General features: G+C 73.1%; 22 protein-coding genes. 11 read left to right on the forward strand and 11 right to left on the reverse strand.

Annotated features, from left to right (window positions below; genetic code table 11):
• Nucleotide 1: 1 nt before the first annotated feature.
• The 4 genes from ACWEPL_RS37705 to ACWEPL_RS37720 are packed head-to-tail and all read left to right on the forward strand — an operon-like array spanning nucleotide 2 to nucleotide 5,172.
• A complete protein-coding gene (locus tag ACWEPL_RS37705; protein ID WP_452439000.1) occupies nucleotides 2-1,837 on the forward strand; it encodes a hypothetical protein in 1,836 nt (611 codons plus the stop codon).
• The gene (locus tag ACWEPL_RS37710; RefSeq protein ID WP_452439001.1) at nucleotides 1,827-2,804 is read left to right on the forward strand and encodes a hypothetical protein; all 978 of its coding nucleotides are present in this window, start codon (nucleotides 1,827-1,829) and stop codon (nucleotides 2,802-2,804) included. The genes ACWEPL_RS37705 and ACWEPL_RS37710 overlap by 11 nt, the downstream gene beginning before the upstream one ends.
• Nucleotides 2,801-3,805 carry a hypothetical protein gene (locus ACWEPL_RS37715; protein WP_452439002.1) on the forward strand — a complete coding sequence of 335 codons (1,005 nt, stop codon included), beginning with the start codon at nucleotides 2,801-2,803 and terminating at the stop codon, nucleotides 3,803-3,805. The genes ACWEPL_RS37710 and ACWEPL_RS37715 overlap by 4 nt, the downstream gene beginning before the upstream one ends.
• Complete coding sequence (locus tag ACWEPL_RS37720; protein ID WP_452439003.1) at nucleotides 3,805-5,172, forward strand: hypothetical protein; 1,368 nt, start codon at nucleotides 3,805-3,807, stop codon at nucleotides 5,170-5,172. The genes ACWEPL_RS37715 and ACWEPL_RS37720 overlap by 1 nt, the downstream gene beginning before the upstream one ends.
• A gap of 7 nt (nucleotides 5,173-5,179) precedes the next feature.
• On the opposite strand, the gene ACWEPL_RS37725 is transcribed toward ACWEPL_RS37720, so the two are convergent.
• A complete protein-coding gene (locus ACWEPL_RS37725; protein WP_452439004.1) occupies nucleotides 5,180-7,714 on the reverse strand; it encodes a LuxR C-terminal-related transcriptional regulator in 2,535 nt (844 codons plus the stop codon).
• A 67-nt stretch (nucleotides 7,715-7,781) separates the two neighbouring features.
• Between ACWEPL_RS37725 and ACWEPL_RS37730 the strand changes: the two genes are divergently transcribed.
• Nucleotides 7,782-8,879 (forward strand): hypothetical protein, encoded by a 1,098-nt coding sequence (locus ACWEPL_RS37730; protein ID WP_452439005.1) that lies wholly within the window; start codon nucleotides 7,782-7,784, stop codon nucleotides 8,877-8,879.
• A gap of 269 nt (nucleotides 8,880-9,148) precedes the next feature.
• Here the strand turns inward: ACWEPL_RS37730 and ACWEPL_RS37735 are convergent, their stop codons facing one another.
• Nucleotides 9,149-9,703 (reverse strand): TetR/AcrR family transcriptional regulator, encoded by a 555-nt coding sequence (locus ACWEPL_RS37735; RefSeq protein ID WP_452439006.1) that lies wholly within the window; start codon nucleotides 9,701-9,703, stop codon nucleotides 9,149-9,151.
• A 122-nt stretch (nucleotides 9,704-9,825) separates the two neighbouring features.
• On the opposite strand from ACWEPL_RS37735, the gene ACWEPL_RS37740 reads away from it, so the two are divergent.
• Nucleotides 9,826-11,016: a serine hydrolase domain-containing protein gene (locus tag ACWEPL_RS37740; RefSeq protein WP_452439007.1), complete on the forward strand. Its 1,191-nt coding sequence runs from the start codon at nucleotides 9,826-9,828 to the stop codon at nucleotides 11,014-11,016.
• A gap of 78 nt (nucleotides 11,017-11,094) precedes the next feature.
• Here ACWEPL_RS37740 and ACWEPL_RS37745 read toward each other — a convergent pair whose 3' ends face one another.
• Nucleotides 11,095-11,436, reverse strand: coding sequence for a histone-like nucleoid-structuring protein Lsr2 (locus tag ACWEPL_RS37745; protein WP_185077364.1), 342 nt, complete (start codon nucleotides 11,434-11,436; stop codon nucleotides 11,095-11,097).
• 789 nt (nucleotides 11,437-12,225) lie between these two features.
• On the opposite strand from ACWEPL_RS37745, the gene ACWEPL_RS37750 reads away from it, so the two are divergent.
• A complete protein-coding gene (locus ACWEPL_RS37750; RefSeq protein ID WP_452439008.1) occupies nucleotides 12,226-13,065 on the forward strand; it encodes an SPFH domain-containing protein in 840 nt (279 codons plus the stop codon).
• A gap of 137 nt (nucleotides 13,066-13,202) precedes the next feature.
• On the opposite strand, the gene ACWEPL_RS37755 is transcribed toward ACWEPL_RS37750, so the two are convergent.
• From ACWEPL_RS37755 to ACWEPL_RS37790, 8 genes are all read right to left on the reverse strand, one after another.
• Nucleotides 13,203-13,787: a putative glycolipid-binding domain-containing protein gene (locus tag ACWEPL_RS37755; RefSeq protein ID WP_452439009.1), complete on the reverse strand. Its 585-nt coding sequence runs from the start codon at nucleotides 13,785-13,787 to the stop codon at nucleotides 13,203-13,205.
• Nucleotides 13,788-13,825: 38 nt separating this feature from the next.
• Entirely contained in the window at nucleotides 13,826-14,599 is a 774-nt protein-coding gene (locus tag ACWEPL_RS37760; protein WP_363972765.1) for an NAD(P)-dependent oxidoreductase, read from the reverse strand.
• 37 nt (nucleotides 14,600-14,636) lie between these two features.
• Nucleotides 14,637-15,398, reverse strand: coding sequence for an IclR family transcriptional regulator (locus ACWEPL_RS37765; protein WP_363972768.1), 762 nt, complete (start codon nucleotides 15,396-15,398; stop codon nucleotides 14,637-14,639).
• 37 nt (nucleotides 15,399-15,435) lie between these two features.
• Nucleotides 15,436-16,026, reverse strand: a complete 591-nt coding sequence (locus ACWEPL_RS37770) for an RraA family protein (protein WP_350739434.1) — start codon at nucleotides 16,024-16,026, stop codon at nucleotides 15,436-15,438.
• Nucleotides 16,027-16,038: 12 nt separating this feature from the next.
• Nucleotides 16,039-17,043 carry a tripartite tricarboxylate transporter substrate binding protein gene (locus ACWEPL_RS37775; protein ID WP_452439010.1) on the reverse strand — a complete coding sequence of 335 codons (1,005 nt, stop codon included), beginning with the start codon at nucleotides 17,041-17,043 and terminating at the stop codon, nucleotides 16,039-16,041.
• Between the two features lie 27 nt (nucleotides 17,044-17,070).
• Nucleotides 17,071-18,582, reverse strand: coding sequence for a tripartite tricarboxylate transporter permease (locus tag ACWEPL_RS37780; protein WP_363972774.1), 1,512 nt, complete (start codon nucleotides 18,580-18,582; stop codon nucleotides 17,071-17,073).
• On the reverse strand, nucleotides 18,582-19,157 hold the full coding sequence (locus tag ACWEPL_RS37785) for a tripartite tricarboxylate transporter TctB family protein (RefSeq protein WP_452439011.1): 576 nt from the start codon (nucleotides 19,155-19,157) through the stop codon (nucleotides 18,582-18,584). Before ACWEPL_RS37785 ends, ACWEPL_RS37780 begins: the two co-directional genes overlap by 1 nt.
• A gap of 106 nt (nucleotides 19,158-19,263) precedes the next feature.
• Nucleotides 19,264-19,995, reverse strand: a complete 732-nt coding sequence (locus tag ACWEPL_RS37790) for an SDR family NAD(P)-dependent oxidoreductase (protein ID WP_363972780.1) — start codon at nucleotides 19,993-19,995, stop codon at nucleotides 19,264-19,266.
• Between the two features lie 80 nt (nucleotides 19,996-20,075).
• Between ACWEPL_RS37790 and ACWEPL_RS37795 the strand changes: the two genes are divergently transcribed.
• The 4 genes from ACWEPL_RS37795 (at nucleotide 20,076) to ACWEPL_RS37810 (ending at nucleotide 23,096) form a co-directional block, all read left to right on the forward strand.
• Nucleotides 20,076-20,642 (forward strand): TetR/AcrR family transcriptional regulator, encoded by a 567-nt coding sequence (locus ACWEPL_RS37795; RefSeq protein WP_452439012.1) that lies wholly within the window; start codon nucleotides 20,076-20,078, stop codon nucleotides 20,640-20,642.
• 63 nt (nucleotides 20,643-20,705) lie between these two features.
• The gene (locus tag ACWEPL_RS37800) at nucleotides 20,706-21,212 is read left to right on the forward strand and encodes a PadR family transcriptional regulator (protein ID WP_363972784.1); all 507 of its coding nucleotides are present in this window, start codon (nucleotides 20,706-20,708) and stop codon (nucleotides 21,210-21,212) included.
• Nucleotides 21,205-21,870, forward strand: a complete 666-nt coding sequence (locus ACWEPL_RS37805) for an ABC transporter ATP-binding protein (protein WP_452439013.1) — start codon at nucleotides 21,205-21,207, stop codon at nucleotides 21,868-21,870. The genes ACWEPL_RS37800 and ACWEPL_RS37805 overlap by 8 nt, the downstream gene beginning before the upstream one ends.
• Nucleotides 21,867-23,096, forward strand: coding sequence for a hypothetical protein (locus ACWEPL_RS37810; RefSeq protein WP_363972790.1), 1,230 nt, complete (start codon nucleotides 21,867-21,869; stop codon nucleotides 23,094-23,096). Before ACWEPL_RS37805 ends, ACWEPL_RS37810 begins: the two co-directional genes overlap by 4 nt.
• Nucleotides 23,097-23,192: the final 96 nt, after the last annotated feature.

The following is a 23,192-nucleotide window of genomic DNA, read 5'->3' on the forward strand; positions in this document are numbered from 1 at the left end:
CATGGTCGTCGTGCTCGACCTGCGCAAGGGTGAGCTGGAGCGGCTCGGCGCCCAGGTCCTGGTGGTGGCCGACACCGAGCGCCTGGCCGGCGCCCAGCGGGTGCTCCAGGACGTCTTCAGCTCGCGCCTGGTCAGGTCGGTGCTCGTCCTGGCGGTGGGACCCGACCTGCGCCTGCCCCCCGTCCTGGACGGGGAGAGCCGCAGGGTGCTCTGGGTGAGCGACCCCTGCGGCATCCTGTGGAACGCCGACACCGGCGAGGCGGCCCACGGGCCCGGGGTGAGCGCGGAGGCCATCCTGATCGACCTGCTCACCCAGCCGGAGGTCTTCGACGAGGTGGTCAACAGCCTGGGCGACATCCCGTACGGCACCGCCTCGCCCGGCTGGCGCATCGTGGCCGGCCGGATCGACCCCGAGGTGCTCGGCCAGGCCTTCCGCGAGGTGGCCGAACGCTTCGACGGGCCCGTCCAGCAGGACACGGCCACCTTCAGCTCGCCGCTGGCCACCGCGCTGCCCGTGCTCAGCGGCACCGTCGACCTGCCCTCCGACCTCCTCGACGCGCTCGTCCCGGAGGGCCCGCTGCACCGGCTCCACCGGAGCGCCGCCGAGCGCATCGACCAGGCGGTCCGCGCCCTGGACGACCTCGGCTACGTCCACAACGCCCGCGCCCGGGCCGCGGTCGTCGACAAGGTGATCGCCGCCGGGCGGGCGCTCGCCGAGTTCCGCGACACCGTCGCGCGGCTCTTCGAGGAGATCGACCACGCCGACGACAACGCCGCCGAGCGGCTGGCCGCGCACGGGATCAGGTTCGCCGTCCCCGCCGACATGGGCCACGCCCAGATCGTCGGCGAGCTGCGCGCCGACCTGGAGGCGGCCCTGGCCGAGCGCAAGAGCATGCAGCGGATGGTCTCGCGCTACCGCCTGCTGGCCGACCACAGCGCGCCCATCGGCAGCCGCGCCTTCGTCGGCGACCTCTGGCGGGCCTGCCCGGACGAGCTGCTCAACGCGCTGCACGCGCCCACCGAGTTCCCCGCCACGTTCCTGCCCCGCTTCGTCTTCTGGCGGCGCTCGCGGGGGTGGTGGCGCGAGCAGCTCTCGCTCGGACCGGCCAGGACCGCCCTCGACGACCTGCGCTCGATGCTCGAACGGGTCGCGGCCAGCGAGTGGATGCTCGGCCAGGCCCGCATGCACACCTCCGACGCGTCCCGCACGCTGGCGGCGGCGCTGAACGAGATCTGCGCGCAGGTGTCCTGGACGCTGACCGACTGGAGCAAGGCCGAGACCGGCCAGGCCGCCGCGAGCCCGGCGCTCGACGAGGAGGTCACCGTACGGCTGCGCGACCGCGGCGGCCAGCTGCGCGAGGTCATCACCGGCGACCTCGTCGACGCGGTCACGAGCTGGCTGGAGCCCGCCTGGACCTCCCTCGAACAGGGCGCCTACCGGGACGCGCAGGTGGGGCTGGACCGCCGGGTCGACGAGACGCTGCGGCAGTACCGCTACCACCTGACCCACCGGGGCGTCCAGGAACGCCCCGACTTCGGCACCGGCGACACGGGCCGCCAGGAGCTCGTCGACGCGGTCTGGCGGCAGTCCCAGCAGGTCGTGCGCGCGCTGCGGGCCCAGGCGAACGGCCAGATGCTGCAACTGTGCGGCGACCGTGACCTGGCGATGCTGCTGCGGCAGGCGTACGCGGTGCGCTTCGCGCCCAGGGCCGTGCGGGGGCAGGGCAACCCGCCCGACGTCGTGTGGACCCGGTCAGGACAGTACGCCGGCACCCTGCGCCTGGTGCCGCTGCGCCCCGGGACGGTCGAGGAGAACTGGAGCGAGGATGGAACCTGAGCCGCTGACCTTCTTCACTCCCGACGGCGACCTCGTGACCTGGGAGGTGGAGGCGGAGCCGGACCACGACCCCTTCGAGCGCCGGCTGACCCTCGTCGTCCCGGGCACCAAGATCGTGCAGCGGCGGGTGCCCCGCGCGGAGGGGCGCGACCGCGACCACCTCTACGAACTGCTGGAGAACGAGGCCCGGATGGGCGCCAGGCTGCTCACCCGGCTGCGGCGGGCCTACCCCGTCGAGCTGCCCCGGCTGATGGGCTACAGCCTGGACGAGGAGGAACCGTTCGTGCTGCTCTCCGACCACCGGGGCGAGCCGGTCACCCGCTTCGCCGGCTCGTTGCTGATCGCCGAGCAGCGGGCGCTGCAGGCGAGCCTCTTCCGCGCCGTACGCATCCTGTCGGCCTGCGACATCGTCCACCGGCGCATCGACCCGGGCACCGTGCGCTGGGACGGCACCGCCGTACAGCTCACCGATCTCAGCCACGCCACGCTGGCCGGCAGCCGCCGGCTGCGGCTGGGTGAGGCCCCCTACGCCGCCCCGGATCAGCGTGCGGGCACCGGCCGCGCCTCTACCGCCGACGACCTCTGGAGCGCCGGCATGGTGATCTACCGCACGGTCACCGCCCGCGAGGTCGCCGACCGCCCCGACCTCACCGCCGCCCCGGCGCTGCAGCCGATCCACGACGTCTTCTCCGGTCAGCCGCCGTCGGCGCTGGAGGTGCTCGACCGGCTGCGGGAGCCGGACCCCATGCGGTCCATCCCCGCCGAACCGGACCTCCGGCTCGAGGAGGGCCGCGTCGCCTTCGACCGGGCCCACGAAGCCAAACGTGAGCAGGAGGTGGAACAACCTCCGCCCGTCACCAGGATCGAGCAGGTGCGGCAGGAGCAGCCGCAGAAGTGGTGGGCCCGCTGGCTTCCGCTGGCCGTGCTGGCCGCCCTCGTCGTGGTCGTCTGGATGGTGATCCGGTGATCCTCTGCCCGATCTGCCTGCACGAGTTCGCCTGGAGCGAGGACGAGCTCTACGAACGCACCCCCGCGGGCCACTACCAGCCGCTCTCCCTGGAGAACGCGACCGGGGCCCGCCGCGAGGACCTGCTGCGCGCCGCCCACGTCCGCTGCCCGGCGCCGGTGGCGGACCCGAGCCTCGAACACCACCTGCCCTACACCTACGTACGGCACGGCCGCCCGCTGGTGATCGGGCTGGTCGGCGGGCCGGAGACGGGCAAGACCCACCTGCTGGCCTCGATGATCGGCGCCATCGAGCAGGGCGGCCTGCGGCCGTACGGGCTGACCGCGGACGCGGTGGACATCGAGCGGCACGCCGAGTACGTCAACACGTACGTGCATCCGCTGATGGTGGAGCGGACCGCGCTCTCGCGCACCACCCACCGGGCCACCGCCGAGCCGGCCGACGCGCTGCTCGTCAACGACGGCCGGCACACCACCGCGGTGGCGTTCTTCGACATCGCCGGCGAGCTGCTGCGCAGCTCCACCCACGAGGCGACCAGGTTCGTGCCGGCCGTCGGCGGGCTGCTCTTCGTGATCGACGCCGCCACCAAGTCGGCCAGGATGGGCGACGAGTCCTTCCGCGCCGTGCTCGACCGGCTGCCCAAGAGCGGCGGGCGGCTGGACATCCCCGCCGTCATCGCGGTCACCAAGAGCGACTCGGTGCGCTTCGAGGCGCCGGTCGACAGCTGGCTGTACGACGAGCCCGACCGGCTGGACCAGGTGGACGTCCTGCGGGAGAGCCGCGACGTCTACGCCTTCCTGCACGGGCGCGGCGCGCAGGCGTGGCTCAGCCCCTACGACAAATGCCGCAAGTGCACCCTGCATTTCGTCTCGGCGACGGGCTGCGCCCCGACCGACGGGCGCTTCCCCAGGGGTGTGCGGCCGCGACGCGTCCTGGCGCCCCTGATCTCGCTCCTCGCGATGACCGGTGTCCTGCGCGGCTATCCGGAGGTGGGGATCTGATGGGGCGTTACTCCAGCGTCGACTGGATCCTGTTCGAGTGGGACGAGCGCCGCACCGGCCTCGGCCCCGTGCGCTCCTCCCTGGAGGACACCCGGGGCTGGTACCACCAGCTCGGCCCCTGGCTCGACCCCGGTCCCGCGCCCGGGGTCAGCGTCTGCCGGCTCATGGTGGACGGTCGCGTCGTGGTGCTCTCGCGCACGCGCACCGGCGGCTCGGACAGCAGGCGGACCATCCGGGTCCAGGCGTACCTGGGCGGCTCGGCCGCCAACGCCTCGGCGATGCCGAACGTCCGCCAGGCACTCGCGCTCGCGCCCGGCTGGAGCTCGCTGCTGCCCGCCGACCCGGAGCCGCTCGACCTGGCCGTGCTGCTGCGCCCGTATGCCGACGCGAGCGCGGCGCTCGACCGGCGGGCCCGCGCCGAGGCGGCGACGCTCGCGCCGATCGTCTCGGAAGCGCTGCGCGGGCACCGGGAGTCGCTCTCGGTGGTGGCCCAGGGGGAGGCCGTCGTGCAGCTGTGGGGGCTGGTGGACATCCTGGACCTGGTGCTGGGGCGCTATCCGGAGACGTTCTCCACCTACGAGAGCGACGACCTCAAGCAGGGGGCCGAGGTCATCTTCCTGCAGCAGTGGCCGGGGCCGTCGTCGCGGGCCTCGCACCGGCGGCGCGTGGATCTGCGGGCGCCCGACCAGAGCGACCTGTACGGCGAGATCGCGGCCATGGTCGTCGACGCGTACGCGGGCCGGCGGCTGCCGGAGCTGGTCAAGCGGCTGCGGATCAACGACGGGATGGCGCTGGAGGAGCGGGTCGAGCTGCTCGGGGCCGCGCTGCGCGAGCCGCCGAAGCCCGTACCGGACGAGCCCCGGACGCCTCCACCGCCGGAGCCTCCCAAGCCTTCAGAGCCTTCAGAGCCTTCGGAACCGGCGCCCGCGATGACATCGGGCCCGCGGCGGCGGGTGCCCGCGGAACGGCCCCGCCCCACGCCCGCGCCGGAGCCCCGCGCACCGGTCACACCGCAGGCCCGCCCCGACCCGCAGCCCGTCGCGGTGCGCGACGCCTGCGACTACTTCCTGACGGAGCTGGCAGAGGCGACCACCGAAGGCGCGGCCCGGGGCATCCTGAGGGACGTCCACGCCTGGGCGCGGACGCGCCCGCCGGCCGACGTACGCTCCCGGCTGCACGCACTGGTGCCCGAGCTGGAACGGCTGCTGCCCGACGACGAGGTCAACCCGATCCTGCGCGACCTGCTGGACCCCGACGCCCCCGCCGAGGCCGTCAGATCCGCCTGGCTCGATCCCCGCTGGCTCGTCCTGGCCGCGGTGCTGCTGGTCGTGCTCGTCCTCCAGGTCGTGACGACGATCCTGCGCTGACCACCGGTCAACCGGCCAGCCGGTTCAGGAGCGCGGCCAGGGCGGCGCGGTCGTTGACGCCGGTCTTGTCGTAGACGGCGTACAGGGTGTTGGCCACGGTGCGGACGGACACGACGAGCCGCGCGGCGATCTCGCGGTTGGTCAGCCCCTGCGCGGCCAGCACCGCGATCTCGCGCTGCCTCGGCGTCAGGCTGGGCACGTCGAGGTCCATCAGCGCGAGCGTACGGGCGCCCTGGCAGCGCTGCGAGAGCCGCCAGGCCCGGGTCTGCGCCGCCCGCGCCCCGCGTACCAGCCCGGACTCGCGGTAGCGGGCCGCCGCCCGCGCCGCCGCCTCGGCCGCGTACAGCAGCAGGCCGAGCCGCTCGAAGCCCTCCGAGACCGCGTCGAGCTCCGCGCCGTCGCGGGCGGCGGCGTGCCGCGCGAACAGCGCCACCAGCGGGCCCTCCACGTCGAGCGCGGCCAGCCGCGCGGACACCAGGTCGGCGCGGCCCAGCCGGACGACGTCGTGCAGCAGGAACGGCACGTCGCACGGCAGCGCGTCCTCGGCGGTCTCCAGGCAGAGCTCGACGGCCCCGGCCGCGTCGCCGCGACCGGCCAGGGTCCACGCCTGGGCCAGGCGCAGCGGCACGACGACGGACGGGCCGATCGGCGTCCCCGTCGCCTCCGCCCGCTCCACCGCCTGCTCGGCCGCCGCGACCTCGCCGAGCAGCGCGTACGCGTGCGCCAGCTCACCCAGGCACGACCCCGCCAGCACGCTGCGATCGGGCAGCCGCGCGGCGGTGTCGCGGGCCCACGCGAGAGCGTCGGCGAGCCGGCCGCGCAACCGCAGCACGCGGGCCGTCCACGTGCCGAACTCCAGGTTCGCCCGCGTCCAGGTGTGGAAAGGCCCCTCCAGGCCGTACCCCTGCCCGGCGAACCGCTCGGCGGTGTCCAGATCGCCGAGCAGCAGCGCGGCGTGCGTGGCATGGCCGGCCAAGGCGGCCGAGAGGCTGCGCATGGCGACCGGCTCCTTCGCCAGGCCCGCGCCGATCTCCGCCACGTGGGCCAGGCATTCCGCGGCCCGCCCCTGCGCCACCAGGACGGCCGCCTCGGCCCCGCTGATCATCCGCGCGCCGTGCGGGCTGAACGGGCCCATCTCCCGCGCCCGCGCCATCAGGTCCTCGGCGGCGGCGATGTCACCGGTCAGGGCGGCCAGGACGGCCCGCATGATGAGCGTCGCCTGCCGCGGCTGAACCTCGTGGACGAGCCCGCCGGTCTCCTCCAGGACGGCTCGCGCCCGTGCGACGTCCCCGAGCCCGACGGCCAGGTTCATGGCCCGCTGCACGCCGAGGTCGGTCCGGGCCGCCTCGCCCATCTCCGCCGCCCAGGCCGTGGCGAACACCTCCTCGGCCTCGGCGTACCGGTCGGTGTAGAACAGCACCGTGCCCAGCGCGGCCAGCGCGGGAGTCCCGCCGCCCGCGGCCACGGCCGCACGCCCCAGCCGTACGGCCAGCTCCAGGTCCCGGATGACCCTGGCGCGCTCGCAACCGGCCAGCAGCAGCCCGGGATCGCCGGTCAGGCCGCCGTCCAGCCGCCAGACCGCCACCCTGAGCACGTCCTCGTGCCGCCGCAGCCCGGCCTCCGAGACCGCCTGCGCCAGCCGGCGCACCATCGTGCGGGCGCGCAGCACGCCGCAGCCGTCCCTGATGACCTCGCCGTACAGGGGGTGCGCGAGCCGCACCTGGAGCCGCCGGCCGTCCGGCTGCACCGTGACGAGCTGCCGGTCCTCCAGCTGCTGGACGGCGTCGAGCGACCCGAAGGCGGCCAGCAGGTCGGCGCCGAGCGGCTCGCCGTACGCCAGCAGCTCAAGCGCCTCCCGCTCCCGCGCGGTCACCTCGCCGATGCGGCCCGCGATGGTCTCGCGCAGCGTGGGCGTGATCGTCAGCGGCCCGCTCCACCGCCACACGCCACCGTCGGCGGCGAGCATGCCGGACAGCACGAGTTCGCGCAGGTAGAGGGCGTTGCCCTGGCTGACGCGCCACAGCCGGGCCACGGTCGCCGACTCCACCCGGCCGCCCAGCGCGGCCTCCAGGACGGCCGCCGTCTCCTCCAGGGAGAACGGCTCCAGCTCCAGCCGCGGCACCAGGTCGTCCTTCCACAGCGCGAGCACCGCGTCCGGCACGGGCGTCCGGCTGCGCAGCGTCGCGATCACCCGGGTGCCGTCCCGCGTCACCAGGTGGTGGACGAGCGCGGCCGAGACCGGATCGAGCAGGTGGGCGTCGTCCACCACCAGCACCGGCACGCGCACCGCGGCGGCCGCCCAGCCCAGCGGGTTGCCGGCGGGCGGCGTGGCGGGGAGCAGCGGAGCGAAGGCGCCCAGCGGGACCTCCGCGGCGGCCGCCGTGGCCCGCGCCCAGGCGACCCCGTCGAGACCGTGCACGGCCTGCGCCGCCAGCCGGCTCTTGCCCGTACCCGGCGGACCGGCCACGACCACGCCCCTGGAGGCGGACCTGATCTCCGACAATTGCGTCACACGCCCGATGAACGGCCAGGAGCCTGCCACGGCGAAAGCGTATTTGAGTAGGCCATGCTCATGCGAGCGAGTTGTCCCGCCCGCCATGCTGGGGCCCATGACCATGGCGCTGACCACCGGCCTGACAGACCTCGTACGGGAGAGCCTCGGCGACCCCCTCGCCGAGATCGCGGACCAGCACATCGACCTCCTCGACTCCGGCCCGGGGGCGTTGTCGACGACCTCGCTGCACCGCGTGCGCGGCACCACGACCGGCGGCGTGACCTGGTCGTTCTTCGTCAAGGCGATCCACGAGATCCGGCACTCGCCCTGGTACGCGGACATCCCCGAACCGCTGCGCGCCACCGCGCTCGCGCACTTCCCCTGGCGGGCCGACGCGGACGTCTACCTGGCCCGCCCCCGGCTCCCCGGCGGGCTGCGGCTGCCCCGGATGTACCGGCTGGACGACCTCGGCGACGACCGGCTCGTCATGTGGCTGGAGGACGTGCGGGTCGCGCCCGCCGCCTGGGACCTGGACCGCTACCGCACCGCCGCCCGCCGGCTCGGCGACCTGGCCACGACACAGCCCGTCGCGGACCGTACGTCCGCGCCGCGCGAACCGCTCAACCACGGCCTGCGCTACTACTGCGAAGGCCCGCTCGCCAACCTGTTCCTGCCCACCCTGCGCGACCCTGCCACGTGGCGGCACCCGCTGATCGCCGCGAACGCCGACCCCCTGCTGCAGGCCGACCTGCTGGCCCTCGCCGACCACATCGACCCGCTGCTGGACGCCCTCGACCGCCTCCCCCACACCCTCGTCCACGGCGACGCCAGCCCCTCGAACCTGCTGATCCCGGCCGACGGCTCGGCGGACTTCGTGGCCATCGACTGGAGCTGGCCGTACCCGGCGGCCGTCGGCTTCGACCTCGGCCAGCTCCTCGTCGGCCGGGCCCACACCGGCGAACTCGACCCCGCGGACCTGCCCGCCGTCCACGAGACGATCGAGGCCGCGTACACCGCCGCGGTGGCCGGCCTCGCGGACCCCGCCGAGGTCTCCTTCGGCTACGCCGCCACCCTCGTGCTGCGCAGCGCCTGGACCGCGATCCCCTTCGAACGCCTGGGCCAGGAGCCCACCCCCGAGCTGCACGACCTGTTCCGCAAGCGGGCCCGGCTCGCCCGGTTCGTCGTCGACCTGGGACGCTCCCTGCTCCCTTAGACGCGGCCGGCCGCCACGGGATCGCGCTGGTCTACACCGGCCCCTGGGAGCGCTTCGAGATCATCCTGAGCTCGGAGGACTACCGCTTCCTGGGGACGTACAGCGAGACCGTCGCCACCCGTATCTACACGGCCGGGCAGCCGCGCGAGGTCAAGGCGGGCACCCCCGTCGGATGGACCGCGCACCTGGAGGCCGGGATCGTCGACAAGCCGGGCGAGCGGCCGTAGCAGGGCCGATCGGAGACGGACGCCGCAGGGCCGCCGCTGCCGTCACGGCGACAGGATCGCGCTCGCGCCACGCAGCAGCTCGTCGCGGAGTTCGTCGTCCGGAACGTCCGGAAGATGGCTGATCGGGTCGGTGGCCGCGGCGAAGGCCTGGGCGGCTCGCACGCGCCGGCGCCAGTCAGGATCGGGGCCGGCCAGCAGCTCGACGGCCCGGCTGGTGATGCCCACCACGCGCGACATGAGCTCGGTGGTCTCGTCGCCGTAGACGGAGGCGTCGCGCAGCAGCAGCACCATGGTCTCGCGGTGGCCGAGCATGACGTCGACGCAGCCGCCGAGCACGCGCTGCCGCACCTCGGCGAGGGTGGGCGCGGCGGCGGCGGCGTCCCGGATCGTCGCGTCGAGCCGGTCGATCGGGGGCCGCACCAGGCAGTCGAGTATCTCGCCCTTGCTGCGGAAGTGGTGGTAGAGGGAGGGCTTGCTGATGCCGACCCGTTCGGCGACGTCCCGCATGCTGGCCGCACGGTAGGTCTGTGCGGTGAACAACTCCCGCGCCGCCTCGATGATGCGCAGCCGGGTGTCGGAGGTTTCGTTCGGTGCCAATCGCCGTCCCTCTCTCGGTTCAGGCTGAAAGCATACCCCGGTTGCCAACCGTCCGGTCGGTAGGCTAGTGTCCCAGCCACCCGACCGACCGGTAGGTCGGCTCTGGCGCGAGGAGCGCGACAATGGCACAGATCGAAGGAACCACCGCCGACGGATTCCAGGCGGTGCGCGAGTCGTTCGAACGGAACTTCACACACGGAGGCGAGGTCGGCGCCGGACTCACCGTCTACCGGCACGGCACCCCGATCGTGGACCTATGGGGCGGCCACGCCGACCCGGAGACCCGCCGGCCCTGGCGGCGCGACACCATCGCCCCCATCGCCTCCACCTGCAAGACGTTCGCCACGGGCGCCGCGCTGGTGCTGGCCGGACGCGGCGAGGTGGACCTGGAGGCCCCCGTGGCCCGCTACTGGCCCGAGTTCGCCCAGAACGGCAAGGGCGAGATCACCGTACGGACGCTGCTCGGCCACCGCGCCGGCCTGCCCACCCTGGACACCCACCCCATCACCTGGGAGGACCTGCGCGACTGGACCCCCATCACCGACGCCCTCGCGGCCGCCACCCCCGAATGGCCCCCGGGCTCCGCGCACGGCTACCACGGCGTCAGCATCGGCCACCTCGCCGGGGAGATCGTCCGCCGCGTCTCCGGGCTCACGCTGAGCGAATTCCTGGAACGCGAGATCACCGGCCCGCTCGGCCTCGACTGCCACGTCCGCGTCCCCGACAGCGCCATGCCGCGCATGGCCACCATGGTCGTCCCCGACGTCGAGACCATGCGGCTCGGCATGGAGGTCCCCGAACTCGCCGACTTCGCCGAAGCGCTCAACGACCCCGCCACCCTGTCCTACCGCGCCTTCTACGGCAGCGTCGCCATCGGCTGGGACAGCACCAACGATCCCCGTACGTACCAGGTGGAGAGCCCGTCGATGGACGGCGTCGCCTCCGCCCACTCCCTGGCCCGCTATTTCGCCGCCCTGAGCGGCGAGGTCGACGGCATCCGCCTGCTCGGGCCCGAACTCGTCGACCGGATCCGCACCCCGCAGGCCGAGGGGATCGACCGGACCCTGCGGGTGCACACCGCCTGGGGCATCGGCTTCGCCGTGCCCGGCGGCCCCTTCTGGCCCGCGCCCGGGCACCTCACCGGGCTGTTCGGCCAGGGCGGCGCCACCGGCTCGTTCGCCTTCGCCGACCCGGACCGCGGCCTCGCCTTCGGCTACGTCCCCAACCGCGGCTCCGAACTGCTGGAAGGCGGCGACTTCCGCGTCCGCTCCCTGGTCGAGGCACTGTACGCGGCCCTGGACGACATTCGATGACCGAGCCGGGCGGCCGGCCAGGACCCGACCGCCCGTGCTCTTGTCCTGAAAAGACCTACCGGAAGCCGGATCGCTCCCTCAGTGGGCCGCCTCGTACTGCTCCACGACAGTGGCGGCGATGCGGCCACGCTCGCTCACCGGCAGCCCCTGGGCCTTCGCCCACCGCCTGATCTCAGTGGACTTCTCGCGGGTGACGGCCCGCGAAGTGCCGGCGCCACCGCGTCGGCCGCGAACACCCCGCTCGGCGCGGACCGCGCGAGCCTTGGTGATAAAGGGAGCGAGAGCCTTCTCCAGCTTCTCCCGGTTAGAGCCCGACAGGTCGATCTCGTAGCTGGTGCCGTCGAGAGCGAACCTTGTGGTCCCCTCGGCGTCACTGCCGTCGATGTCATCGACAAAGGACTCAACAATGCGTTTCGCCATGATGCTGCTCCGATTACGTTATGGTTGCAGGTACTGTAGCCCCCTTCAGCAGATCACGCACCTCCTTGCGGCGCCGTGCTGACACAATCGAACTTCACGATCGCGTCTCGCACTACAACGCCTTTCGCTGTTGTGACGCGGTTTTCGCGCTTCTCGTGCCCGGCATTCATCGACGCCGCCCCGTCCCATGGCCGGGCGGGGAACATACCGGGACCCGACCTGCGCGAGGCTCGCCCAAAGACCTGCACGAGATCCCTTCTGCCCTTCTCACCAGTGATAAGCCATCAACAACCGGCGACATCCCCGGCATGGCAAGACCACGGCCGCCCTCCCGCCTCCTCTCGCGCGCAGCGCGCCCTCACGAGCGCGGGACGCCCTTGCCCCGGACCGCCCGCACCCGCGCCGATCCTGCGCCCCGGCTCCGCTGTCAGCAACCTAGTCGCAAGTGCGTCCGCCCCGCGGTCAATAGCTATGAATCCGCTATGTTGAAGTTCGATTCAAAGGTTTGCCGAGCCATATCAGGTATTGGCCAAGAACCGCAACTCGATCCTGACGCACCGCACTGACGTTTACCAGATACGCATCCGCCGGCTCAGCAGGATCCGCCCTTTACAAAGTAGATTTCCAACTGTTTCCGGCCACCGCGCCCCGCACGATCGCGGTTGACGGTTGACGGCACCGTGGCCGTTGCGCCGGAAGCGGCGGACCCGGCGCCCGGGAGGTCCGGCCGGCTCGGTACGCTCTTCCGTTCGAGCAGGCCTACTCTCGAAGTATGGGAGGGAGGCCATTATGGTTACCGAGATCATCCTGGGTTTCCTCGCGGCCATCGCCATATTGACCGGGTTCGGGGGCGTCAGGATCGTCAATCAGGTCGAGCGCGGCATCGTGTTCCGCTTCGGCCGGGCGCAGAAGGAGATCCGCAGGCCGGGAGTCGCCTTTCTCATCCCGGGAGTTGACCGGTTGAAGAAGGTGAACGTACAGATCGTCACGATGCCGGTGCCCACGCAGGAGGGCATCACCCGTGACAACGTGTCGGTCCAGGTCGACGCCGTCGCCTACTTCCGGGTGCAGGACCCGCTGCGGGCGGCCGTCGAGGTGCAGAACTACCTGTTCGCGGTGGAGCAGGTGGCGCAGACGTCGCTGCGCTCCATCATCGGCAAGAGCGAGCTGGACGATCTGCTCTCCAACCGCGAGGAGCTGAACAAGGGCCTCGCACTCATGATCGACAGCCCGGCGCTCGGCTGGGGCATCCACATCGACCGGGTGGAGATCAAGGACGTGCAGCTGCCCGAGTCCATGAAGCGCTCCGTGGCCCGCCAGGCCGAGGCCGAGCGGGAGCGCCGCGCCCGCGTGATCACCGCGGACGGGGAGTTCCAGGCCGCCCAGAAGCTCGCCGACGCCTCCGCGATCATGGCTCAGACGCCGAGCGCCCTGCAGCTGCGGCTCCTGCAGACGGTCGTCGAGGTGGCGGCCGAGAAGACGTCCACGCTGGTGATGCCGCTGCCGGTGGAGGTGCTGCGCTTCTTCGACCGGGGCGCGCAGGGCTCCCCGGCGCGGGAGGAGTCAGCGGGGCCGGTCGCGGCCGAGAAGAGCGCGCCGCCCGTCGCCGCCGTAGACCGCCGCCGTTAGAGCGCCACCCCGTCGCCGCCGTAGACCGCCACCGTCGGACCGCCACCCCGTCGCCGCCATTCAGCCGGTCCGCCCGAAGGGTGAGCCGAAGCCCGAAGGGTGAGCCGAAGCCCGAAGGGTGAGCCGAAGCAGGCGGCTCAGGCGGCTCGGACGGCGAGGCCCGGGTAGTCGAGGACGAGGCCGGACCCGTCGTAGACCAGGTGGCAGGCGACGTCGAAGACCGGCGCCGCGTAGTCGTAGCGCTGCCGCCCCTCCTCGTCGGCCAGCCGGGCATAGCGCTGCTCGAGCCGCTCGACGGCCAGGTCGGCGGCCCGGACGAAGGCCGCCGGAGCCGGTGAGGCGGCGCCCACGCCGAGGCGCATCCGGTGCACGGGGAACGCGTTGGTCAGGGCCGACGACTCGAGGTCGACGTCGAGGCAGCCGTCCAGCCAGGACGCCGGCGCGCCGTCCACCCGCCAGCGGCCCGCGCCGTCGGTCTCCAGGAGGATCTGGCGCCTGCCCCCGGCGGCCCGGCTCGCGAGCCGGGCCGAGCGGGTGGCCCAGCTCGCGTCGAGCTCGATGACATAGTCGACGACCCAGGTGCGGCCCTCCTCGACCGCGGTCGTGCACCCCTCGACGCGGTGCCCGTCCGGCAGCGGCCGGAAGTAGACCACCTCGAAGCCGGTGCGCGCGTCGAGGTGCCGCCAGGCCGCGGTGCCGGGCGGTGGCGCGAAGGTCGTCATGGCCGGATCATGTCATCGCCCACCGACAAAAAGCCGCGTCAGCCGGTGGACAGGCGGCGGAGGGTCTGCTCGGCCGCGCGGGTCATCTCGGCGGGCACGCCGAGGACGTCCAGGTAGGCGCCGGTGTCGCGCATCTCCATGGCCCGCCGTACGGCATGCGTACGGGTGCCCGTCAGGAACCGGTCGATGACGGCCTGGCCGTCACCCGCGAGCTGCTTGGCGATCTCGACCCTGATCCAGTCCTCGTCCCCGGCCGCCTGCCCCGCCGCGACGGCCTCGCAGACCACGGAGGCCAGCCCCTTCATGAACACGCTGCGCAGCAGCTTGCGGCCCATGGCCGCCCCGGGAGGCCCGTCGAGGACCTCCACGGAGACCTCGCGCGGACCGCCGAGCGGGCGGACGAGCCGGGCGATCGCGCCCGCCCCCGGCCCGCTGGCCAGCAGCGGGACCAGATGCCCGTGCAACGGCACCGGGCCCAGGATCGCCACGTCGGCGAAGTCGGCGCGCTCGCCGACCATCCGGCCGAGCCGCTCCATGACCTCCGGGGAGGCCGAGGTGAAGTCGGCGTAGCAGGCGCCCCGCGCCAGGTGGGGCAGGCACTGCTCGGCCACGGAGGGAGCCGCGGCGGCCCCCGTCAGGACGAGCACGTACGCGGCCTGTTCGACGGCCTCCCGCAGGGTCGCCGTCCTGGTGACGCCTTCGGGGGTGGGGGTGTCGCCGGGGTCGTACCCGAGCACTTCGTGCCCGGCGGCGGCGAGCGCGGCGGCATAGACGCCGCCCGCCTCGCCCAGTCCGATGACGGCGCAACGCATGATCAATCTCTTCAGTCCTCTTATATGTGAACCATGGCTAAAGGTCGCGCGCCCGGCCGAGCGCGGCGGCGGCGCGGCGCAGCTCGGGCACCCAGCCGAGCATCTCGCTCTCGGGGTGGCGCTCGGCGGGGCCGGAGATGCCCACGGACGCCATGGAGTGGCCGTCCGGGGCCGGCACGGGCGCGCTGATGCCCGAGCTCCCGAGCACGCGTTCGTTCATGGAGAAGTGGTAGCCGCGTTCCCTGATCTGCTCCAGCTCGGCCCGCAGGTCGGCCTCGCTGACCGGTTTGCCGCCCGCGGTGCCCAGGTCGCGGACCGCGGCCATCAGGGCGTCGAGCTCGTCGTCCGGCATGGCCGCCGCGAGCACCTTGCCCGCGCCCAGGTGCAGCGGCAGCCGGCGGCCGATGGGGAGCTGGTAGCGCAGCGGGTCGGCGCCGTCGACGCGGGCGATGACGATGCGCTCCAGGCCCGACCTGATGTGCAGCGTCGTGGTCAGGCCGGTGGTGGCGGCCAGCTCCTGGAGCACGGGGGTGGCCGCGCGGCTGAGGCCGTCGGTGACGAGGAAGCCGTGGGCGATGGCGAGGGCGGCCGGGCCGAGGTGGTAGGCCTGTTGCCCCGCGACCACGAACCCGCGCCGCTGCAGCACCCCGAGCAGGCGCAGCGTCGTGGCCGGGGACAGCCCGGCCCGCCGCGCGACCTCCGACAGCCGAAGCGGCTTGTCGCTGCGCTCCAGCACCTCGATCACGTCGAACGCGCGCTCGACCGAGCGCATGGACGGCTGCGGCTGTCCGGCGGTCATCGGCGGAACCCTTTCTCGCACGCGGATGAACCTGTCGTCACGCGGATTCAAGGATGGCAGCCCGTTTGCCCTCCTCGGTCACGAAGACGGCCTCGGCCGCCTGCGCGACCCGCTCGGCCTCGGCGAGCGGGACGACGACCACGCCGTCGGCGTCACCGAGGATCAGGTCGCCCGGCGCGACGGCGACGCCGCCGACCGCGACGGTGCGGCCGAGGTGGCCGGGCCCGTTCTTGTACGGCCCCGCGGGCGTCACCGCGCGGGCGAAGACGGGCATGCCCATCTCCCCGAGCCCGTCGGCGTCCCTGACGGCCCCGTCGATGACGAACCCGGCCACGCCCTTGTTCTTGGCGCGCTGCCCGATCAGCTCGCCGATCAGCGCCCGGGACTCGTCGCCGCCGCCGTTGACCACGATGACGTCGCCGGGTTCGACGACGTCGAGCGCCTGGTGGATGAGCGCGTTGTCACCCGATCGGGTCCAGATGGTGAAGGCGCGCCCGGCCACGCGGGCACCCGGCCAGATGGGGCGGATCCGGGAGTCGAGGACGCCGAGGCGGTCCATGGCGTCGCCGATGTTGGCGGTGGGCAGGGCGGCCAGCCGGGCCAGCGCGTCCTGGGAGGTCTCGCTCATTGAAGGCGCCTTTCAGCTCTTGGTGTTGCGGACGAGGGGGAGGGCCTGCTTGACCGTGGTCTCCTGGTCGGCCCAGTACGTGCTGTAGTCCTGGCCGGACTTGTACGCGGTGGCCAGGCCGAGGTCCTTCATCTTGGCGACGACCGCCGGGTCCTCGATCGCCTTCTTCAGGGCTCCTTCGAGCTTGACGCGGACCTCGTCCGGCAGCCCGGCGGGCGCCGAGTAGCCGCGGGCGGTCGCCCCCTCGACCTGGTAGCCCTGCTCGGCGAAGGTGGGCGCGTCCGGCAGGAACGGGCTCCGCTCGGCCGACATGACGCCGAGCACCTGGATCTTGCCCTGGGCGACGAGGTCCTTGACGTCGCTGACGTTGCCGACGTACGCCTCGACGTGCTTGCCGAGGAAGGCGGCGATCGCCGACGACGCACCCTCCGAGAAGTGCACGGGCGCGAACTCCGCCCCGGTCTTCTGCTGGATGTCGGCCAGGGCGAAGTGCTCGCCGGTCTGCACCCCGGTCGTGGTCGCGGTGACGCTCTTCGGCTTGGCCTTGACGGCCTCGATCAGGGCTTTCAGGTCCTTGTACGGGCTGCCGGGCGCGACCCCCACCAGCATCGGGTCGAGCACCTGCATGCCCAGCGGCAGGAAGCTCTGCCGGGTGTAGGTGGCGCCCCGGCTCGGGTCGAGGGGCGAGACGACGACGGACGGCGAGCCGGTGGCGCCGATGGTGTAGCCGTCGGGCTTGGCCTTGGTGAGCGCAGTGTAGCCGATCTGTCCCCCGGCGCCCGGCTTGTTGAGCACTTCGACGTTCGTACCCAGCTCCTTCTCCAGGACGGGTGCGACCACGCGGGCCGCCGCGTCGACGGCCGCCCCGGGCGCGAACGAGACGATCAGCGTGACCGGCTTCCCCTTGCGCGGCCAGGCGCCCGCGGCGCCGCCGGACTGCTGGGCGCCGCACGCGGCGAGCGCCGTCGCCACGGCCACGACTGTGACGGTGGCCCTGGCTGCGATCTTGACTTTCACGATGACTCCTTCTGGGGGGTGGTGGCCTCAGGCCTCGGGGTCCTCGGCCAGGACGGCGGGTTTGCGCAGCCCCAGCAGCCGGCTCAGCAGCGGGCTCACGGCGATGGCGAGCGCGATCACCAGCAGGACGACGCAGATCGGACGGGTCAGGAAGACGGTGAGGTCGCCTTGCGACAGCTCCAGCGACTCGCGCAGGGAACGCTCCATGAGGGGCCCGAGCACGAGGGTGAGCACCAGGGGCGCCAGGGGGATGTCCAGGCGGCGCAGCACGAGGCCGAGCAGCCCGAAGGCGACCATGACGAACACGTCGAAGACGGAGAAGTTGATCGTGTACGCGCCCACGACCATGAACGTGAGGATCAGCGCGGTCAGCACCGGGTACGGGATGCGCAGGATCGACGTCCACACCCGGACCAGCGGCACGTTGAGCACCAGCAGGATGACGTTGCCGACGAACAGGCTGGCGATGATCCCCCAGGCGACGTCGGCGTGCTCGGCGAACAGGGTCGGCCCCGGCGTCAGCCCCTGCTGCAGGAACGCGCCCATGAGCACGGCGATCGTCGGGGAGGCCGGGATGCCGAGGGTGAACAGGGGCACGAGCGCGCCGTTCGCGTGCGCGTTGTTGGCCGTCTCCGGCCCCGCGACGCCCTCCACCGCGCCCGACCCCAGCTCGGCGCGGTGCCTGCTGAACCTGCGCTCCGCGCCGTAGGCGAGCAGCGAGGAGACCGAGCCGGTCATCCCGGGGACGAGCCCGAGCGCGAACCCGATCCCGGTGCCCCTGGCGATCGCCGGAACGCTGCGCCGCAGGTCGGCACGGCCCGGCAGGAGCGCCCGCAGCCCTGGGGCCACCGCCTGGGCGGTGCCGCCCCTGGCCGCCACGAGGATCTCCGACAGGCCGAAGAGCCCGATGATGACGGCGACGAAGCTGATGCCGTCGAGCAGGCGTTCGCTGCCGAAGGTGAACCTCGGCGCCCCGGCCACCGGGTCGATGCCGACCATCGAGATCAGCAGGCCGAGCACGCCGGAGATGAGCGCCTTGGTCATCGAGCGGCCGGCGAGCGCGACGAGCAGGGAGATGCCGAGCACCATGAGCGCGAAGAACTCCGGCGGCCCGATCCGCAGGCCCAGGTCGCCGAGCGGCTTGGCGGCGACGACGAGCCCGACGGTGGCGACGGTGCCGCCGACGAACGACCCGACCGCCGCGATGGTGAGCGCCACCCCCGCGCGGCCCTGCTTGGTCATGGCGTAGCCGTCGATCGTGGTGATCGCGGAGGCGGCCTCGCCCGGGGTGTTGAGCAGGACGCTGGTGATGGTGCCGCCGTACTGGGTGCCGTAGAAGATGGCGGCCAGCATGATGATGGCGCTGGTCGGGTCCAGGTTGAGGGTGAGCGGGATGAGCAGCGCCACCCCGGCGACGGGCCCGATGCCCGGCAGCACCCCGATCAGGGTGCCGAGCAGGCAGCCGATGAACGCGTACAGGAGGTTCTGCGGCGACAGGGCCGTGGCGAGCCCGCCGAGCAGGTCGGCCAGGACGTCCATCACAGGCCCCAGCCGGCCAGGAGCGGGATCGCCGACGGCGGCAGCTGCACCATCAGGCCCTGGTCGAAGCCGTGGTAGATACCCACGCTGCCGGCGAGGGAGAGCACGAGCGACAGCGCCCAGCTCCGGCCCGCGCGCCACTTGAGGTGGAACATGAGGAACGCGAACACGCTGATCTGGTAGCCGGCCAGGTCCATGGCGGCCGCGAGCACCACCAGGCTGCCGAGCACGGCGGCGGCGTGGCCCACGTCGGTGCGCTCGGCCGGGCCGTCCTCGTCCGCACGGGCCCGCCTCGTCTGGGCGGCCCAGGCCAGCGCGAGCAGCCCGAGCGCGATGGCCAGCACGAACGGGAAGAACCCCGGCCCGGGACCGAACGAGGTCCACAGGCCGAGCCCCAGGGATTCGACGGCGATGTAAAACGCGAGCGCGACAAGAACCACTTGCGCGCCCGCTCTCAGCCTCGCGTCGGAAGCCTTCGCCGCCGCGGCCGCGGCCTGGTCGTCGGGGGCTGGGGCATGCTCGGCGAACGCCTGTTCATGGCTCATGGGGGTGTAGCCGCCTTCCAGTCTTTTCACACAGTGAAAAGTCTTTCCATTTCATGACAAGCGTGCTGGGAGGCGTGCGGACATGTCAAGGGTTACGCGGAGGTTTCCGGCGATGACCGGAAGGTGACGTAACGCCTCAGGCGGTGACACCCGCATCGACGGAGATGGCCGCGCCCGTGATGGCGCGGCCCCCGTCCCCCGCCAGGTGGGCGACGGTGGCAGCGATGTCGTCGGGCGAGCAGTAGCGGCCGAGCGCCGTGTGGCGCCGCTCCTCGTCCGCGTCCGGCCCGTCCGCCGGGTTCATCTCGGTGTCGGTGGATCCGGGGTGGACCACGTTCGCGGTGATGCCGCGCGGCCCGAGGTCCCTGGCCAGCCCCTTGGCGAGCCCGGTCAGCGCCGACTTGCTCATCGCGTACGCCGTCCAGCCGGGGTAGGGCACGCGTTCGGCCAGGCTGCTGCCGATGAGGACGATCCTGCCGCCGTCCCGCATGTGCCGCGCCGCCGCCTGCGCCAGCACGAACGAGGCCCTGGGGTGCACGGCCAGCAGCCGGTCGACCTCCTCCAGCGTCACCTCCTCCAGAGCCCCGTACGGCGCGATGCCCGCGTTGCTGACCAGGACGTCCAGCCGGCCCAGCTCGCGGACCGTCCGCTCCACGGCCGCGACCAGCGTCCCGGCGTCGGCGGCCTCCGCCCGCAGCCCGAGCGCCCGCGCGCCGGCCGCCTCGACCTCCTTGACGATCGCCGCCGCCCGGTCGCCCGCGCTCCGGTACGTGAGAGCCACGTCGAACCCGTCACCCGCCAGCCGCCGCGCGACGGCCGCGCCGATCCCCCTGCTGCCTCCGGTGACCAGGGCTGCCTTCCGTGCCATGCGTCCTCCATCCCATTGAAGCGGAATCAATTCCGTTTCAACGTAACCGGAATCAGTTCCGGTTGACAAGAGGTGCCAGGATGGGAGCCGTGACACGCGAGCGCACCGACGCGGCCCGCAATCGCGCGAAGATCCTCGCCGCCGCCGAGGGCATCGTGGCCACCCGCGGCGTGCAGGGCCTGCAGATGGCGGACGTGGCCGCGGCCGCCGGGGTCGGCGTCGGCACGCTCTACCGGCGCTTCGGCGACCGGTCCGGGCTGGCGTACGCGCTGATCGACCGGCGGGAGCGGGAGTTCCAGGCGGCGTTCATCGAGGGACCGCCGCCGCTCGGCCCCGGCGCGGAGCCGGCCGCGCGCGCCAAGGCGTTCCTGCGGGCGCTGGCGGACAGGACGGCCGAGCAGCTCGACCTGCTGCTCATGGCCGAGACGGCGGGCCCGCTGGCCCGCTTCGGCGGCGCGTACGACGCCTACCACGGTCACCTGTCGATGCTGATCGGCCAGTTCCGTCCCGGCGCGGACGCCCACTGCCTCGCCGACGCCCTCCTCGCGCCCCTCGCCGCCCCGCTGCTGGCCCACCGGCTCGGGGAGGCGGGCGTGGAGCGGGTGAAGTCCGCCTTGGACGACCTGCTCGACGGCCTCGCGGGCTGAGCCGTCCGCCTTCCTCGAAGTCCGCCGCGTGCCCGACTATTCATTGAATGTATAGTTGCGATCATGTCCACGGCTCATGTGATGCTCGGGCTGCTCGCAGAGCGCCCGAAACACGGCTACGAGCTCAAGAAGGAGCACGATCATCGCCTGGCCGGCGCCAGGCCGCTGGCCTACGGGCAGGTCTACGCCACCTTGCAGCGGCTGGAGCGCGACGGCTTCGCCGAGGTGGCGGAGACGCAGCAGGAGGGCGGCCCCGAGCGGACCATGTACGCGATCACCGGCAGCGGCCGGGAGGAGCTGGCCCGGTGGCTGAACACCGTGGAGCCGCCGGCGCCGTATGTCGCCAGCTCGCTGTTCGCCCGGGTCGCCGTCGCGGGACGAGACGCCGACGGCTATCTGCTGCGGCAGCGCGAGGCGCATCTGGCCCGCATGCGGGAGCTGACCGCCGAGAAGGCGGCCGGCCCGCCCGCCCAGGTGCTGGCGGCCGACTTCGCGCTCCAGCACCTCGACGCCGACCTGCGCTGGATCGAGACCGCACTGTCGCGGCTGAAGGGGGACAACGATGCTTGAGGCCAGAGGCCTGGTGAAGTCGTACGGCAGGACCAGGGCGCTGACAGGCGTCTCCCTCCGGCTCGCGGAGGGCGAGATCCTCGCGGTCACCGGGCCGAGCGGATCGGGCAAGTCGACCCTGCTGCACTGCCTGGCCGGGATCATCCGCCCGGAGTCCGGCGAGGTCGTCCTGGACGGCAGGCGGATCGACACGCTGGCCGAGGCGGCGCTGACCAAGCTGCGCCGCGAGAGCTTCGGCGTGGTCTTCCAGTTCGGGGAGCTGGTGCCCGAGCTCACGGCGGCGGAGAACGTCGCGTTACCGATGCTGTTCAACCGGCACGGCCGGCAGGAGTCGATGACCGCCGCGGCCGACATGCTGGCCCGGCTGGAGGTGTCCGGCTGCGCCGACCAGCGGCCCGGCGAGCTGTCCGGGGGCCAGCTGCAACGGGTGGCCGTCGCGCGGGCGCTGGTGACCGGCCCGCGCGTGGTCTTCGCCGACGAACCCACCGGAGCGCTGGACACCCTCGGCGGAGAGCAGGTGATGAGCGCGCTGCTGGGCGCGGCCCGCGCCGGCGGCACCGCCGTGGTCCTGGTCACCCACGACAACCGGGTGGCGGCCTACGCCGACCGCGAACTCGCCCTGCGCGACGGGGCCCTGCTGACGGGGATCAGCCAATGATCACCGTCCTGCGCATGCTGAACAGGGGACGGTCGCGAGCCGAGCGGGCCCGCGCCTGGCTGGTCGCCGCCGGCACGGGGCTGGCGACGTTCCTGGTCTGCACGGCCGTCAGCCTGGCCGATTTCCAGGACGACGGCGGCTCGCTGATCGGGCTGGCCCTGGCCCTGCTGGCCCTGCCGGTCGCCGGCCTGGTGCACCAGTCCAACCGGCTGGGCACGGCCACCAGGGAACGACGGCTGGCCGGCCTGCGGCTGGCCGGCGCCACGCCGGACGACGTGCGCCTGCTCGGCGCCCTGGAAGGCGGCGGGCAGGCGCTGACCGGCTCCCTGGCCGGAGCCGCGGTCTACGTGGTCACCCATCTCTCCGGGCCGCTGACCCAGGTGCCGGTGGTCGTGGCCGTGATGGCACTGGGCGGAGCCCTGTCAGGGGCGCGCGCCGGCCGGAACGTCATCGCCTCACCGCTGGGCCTGGTCCGCCGTTCACGCCTGCGGGGGCCGAGAGCGGCGGACCTGTACCGCTTCGTGGCCGGTTCCTGCCTCTTCTTTCTCGGATACGTGACGAAAGGGCGCTCCCTGCCCGGTGGGGTGTACGGGGCGACCGTGGCCATCACGGCCGGGATGGTGCTCATGCTGTTCGGGGTGACGCTGGCCACGACCTGGGTGATCAGGGTGTACGCGCGCCGCGCCGCCCGGCGGGCCGGCTCGCCCGAGATGCTGCTGGCCGCGCGGCTGGTCGAGGCGGACCCGAGGGCCCGGGCCAGAGCCCTGTCCGTGGTGGGCCTGACGGTGTTCTTCGGCGCGGCCGCCGGGGCCCAGCAGGCGGGCATCGGCTACCACCACGCCCATGCGCTCGTCGACGCCGCGCTCCTGGTGGCCCTGGTGACGTCGGCGGCCGCCCTCGTGGTGCACCAGGCCGAGGAGCTGCTCGATCATCGCCGCTCGTTCGCCGCGCTGGCCGCCTCCGGGGTGCCGGAGCGGGCGCTGGGCGGGGTCCTCGTACGGCAGGCGGTCATCGCCGCGCTGCCGATCTGCGTCGTGGCGGCGGTCGGGGGAACCGTGGTGGTGATCCTGCCCCTCGCCGACTACTACCAGGTGGGGTGGCTCGGCTGGGCGGTCGGCAGGGCCGTGGCCATGGCGGGCATCGGGGTTCTCACCGCGGTGCTCGTGGCCCTGGCGGCACGCCCGCTGCTGCGCGACACGCTCCGCCTGGAGAGGCTGCGCGCCTGAGAGAGGCGCCGGCCGTGGAACCGCCGGATCCCCGTCCTGGTGCAGTTCCTGCAGTCGCTGCCGAACGAGCTGATCCAGGCGGCCAGGGTGGACGGC

It is taken from the genome of Nonomuraea sp. NPDC004186 (genome assembly GCF_053603495.1).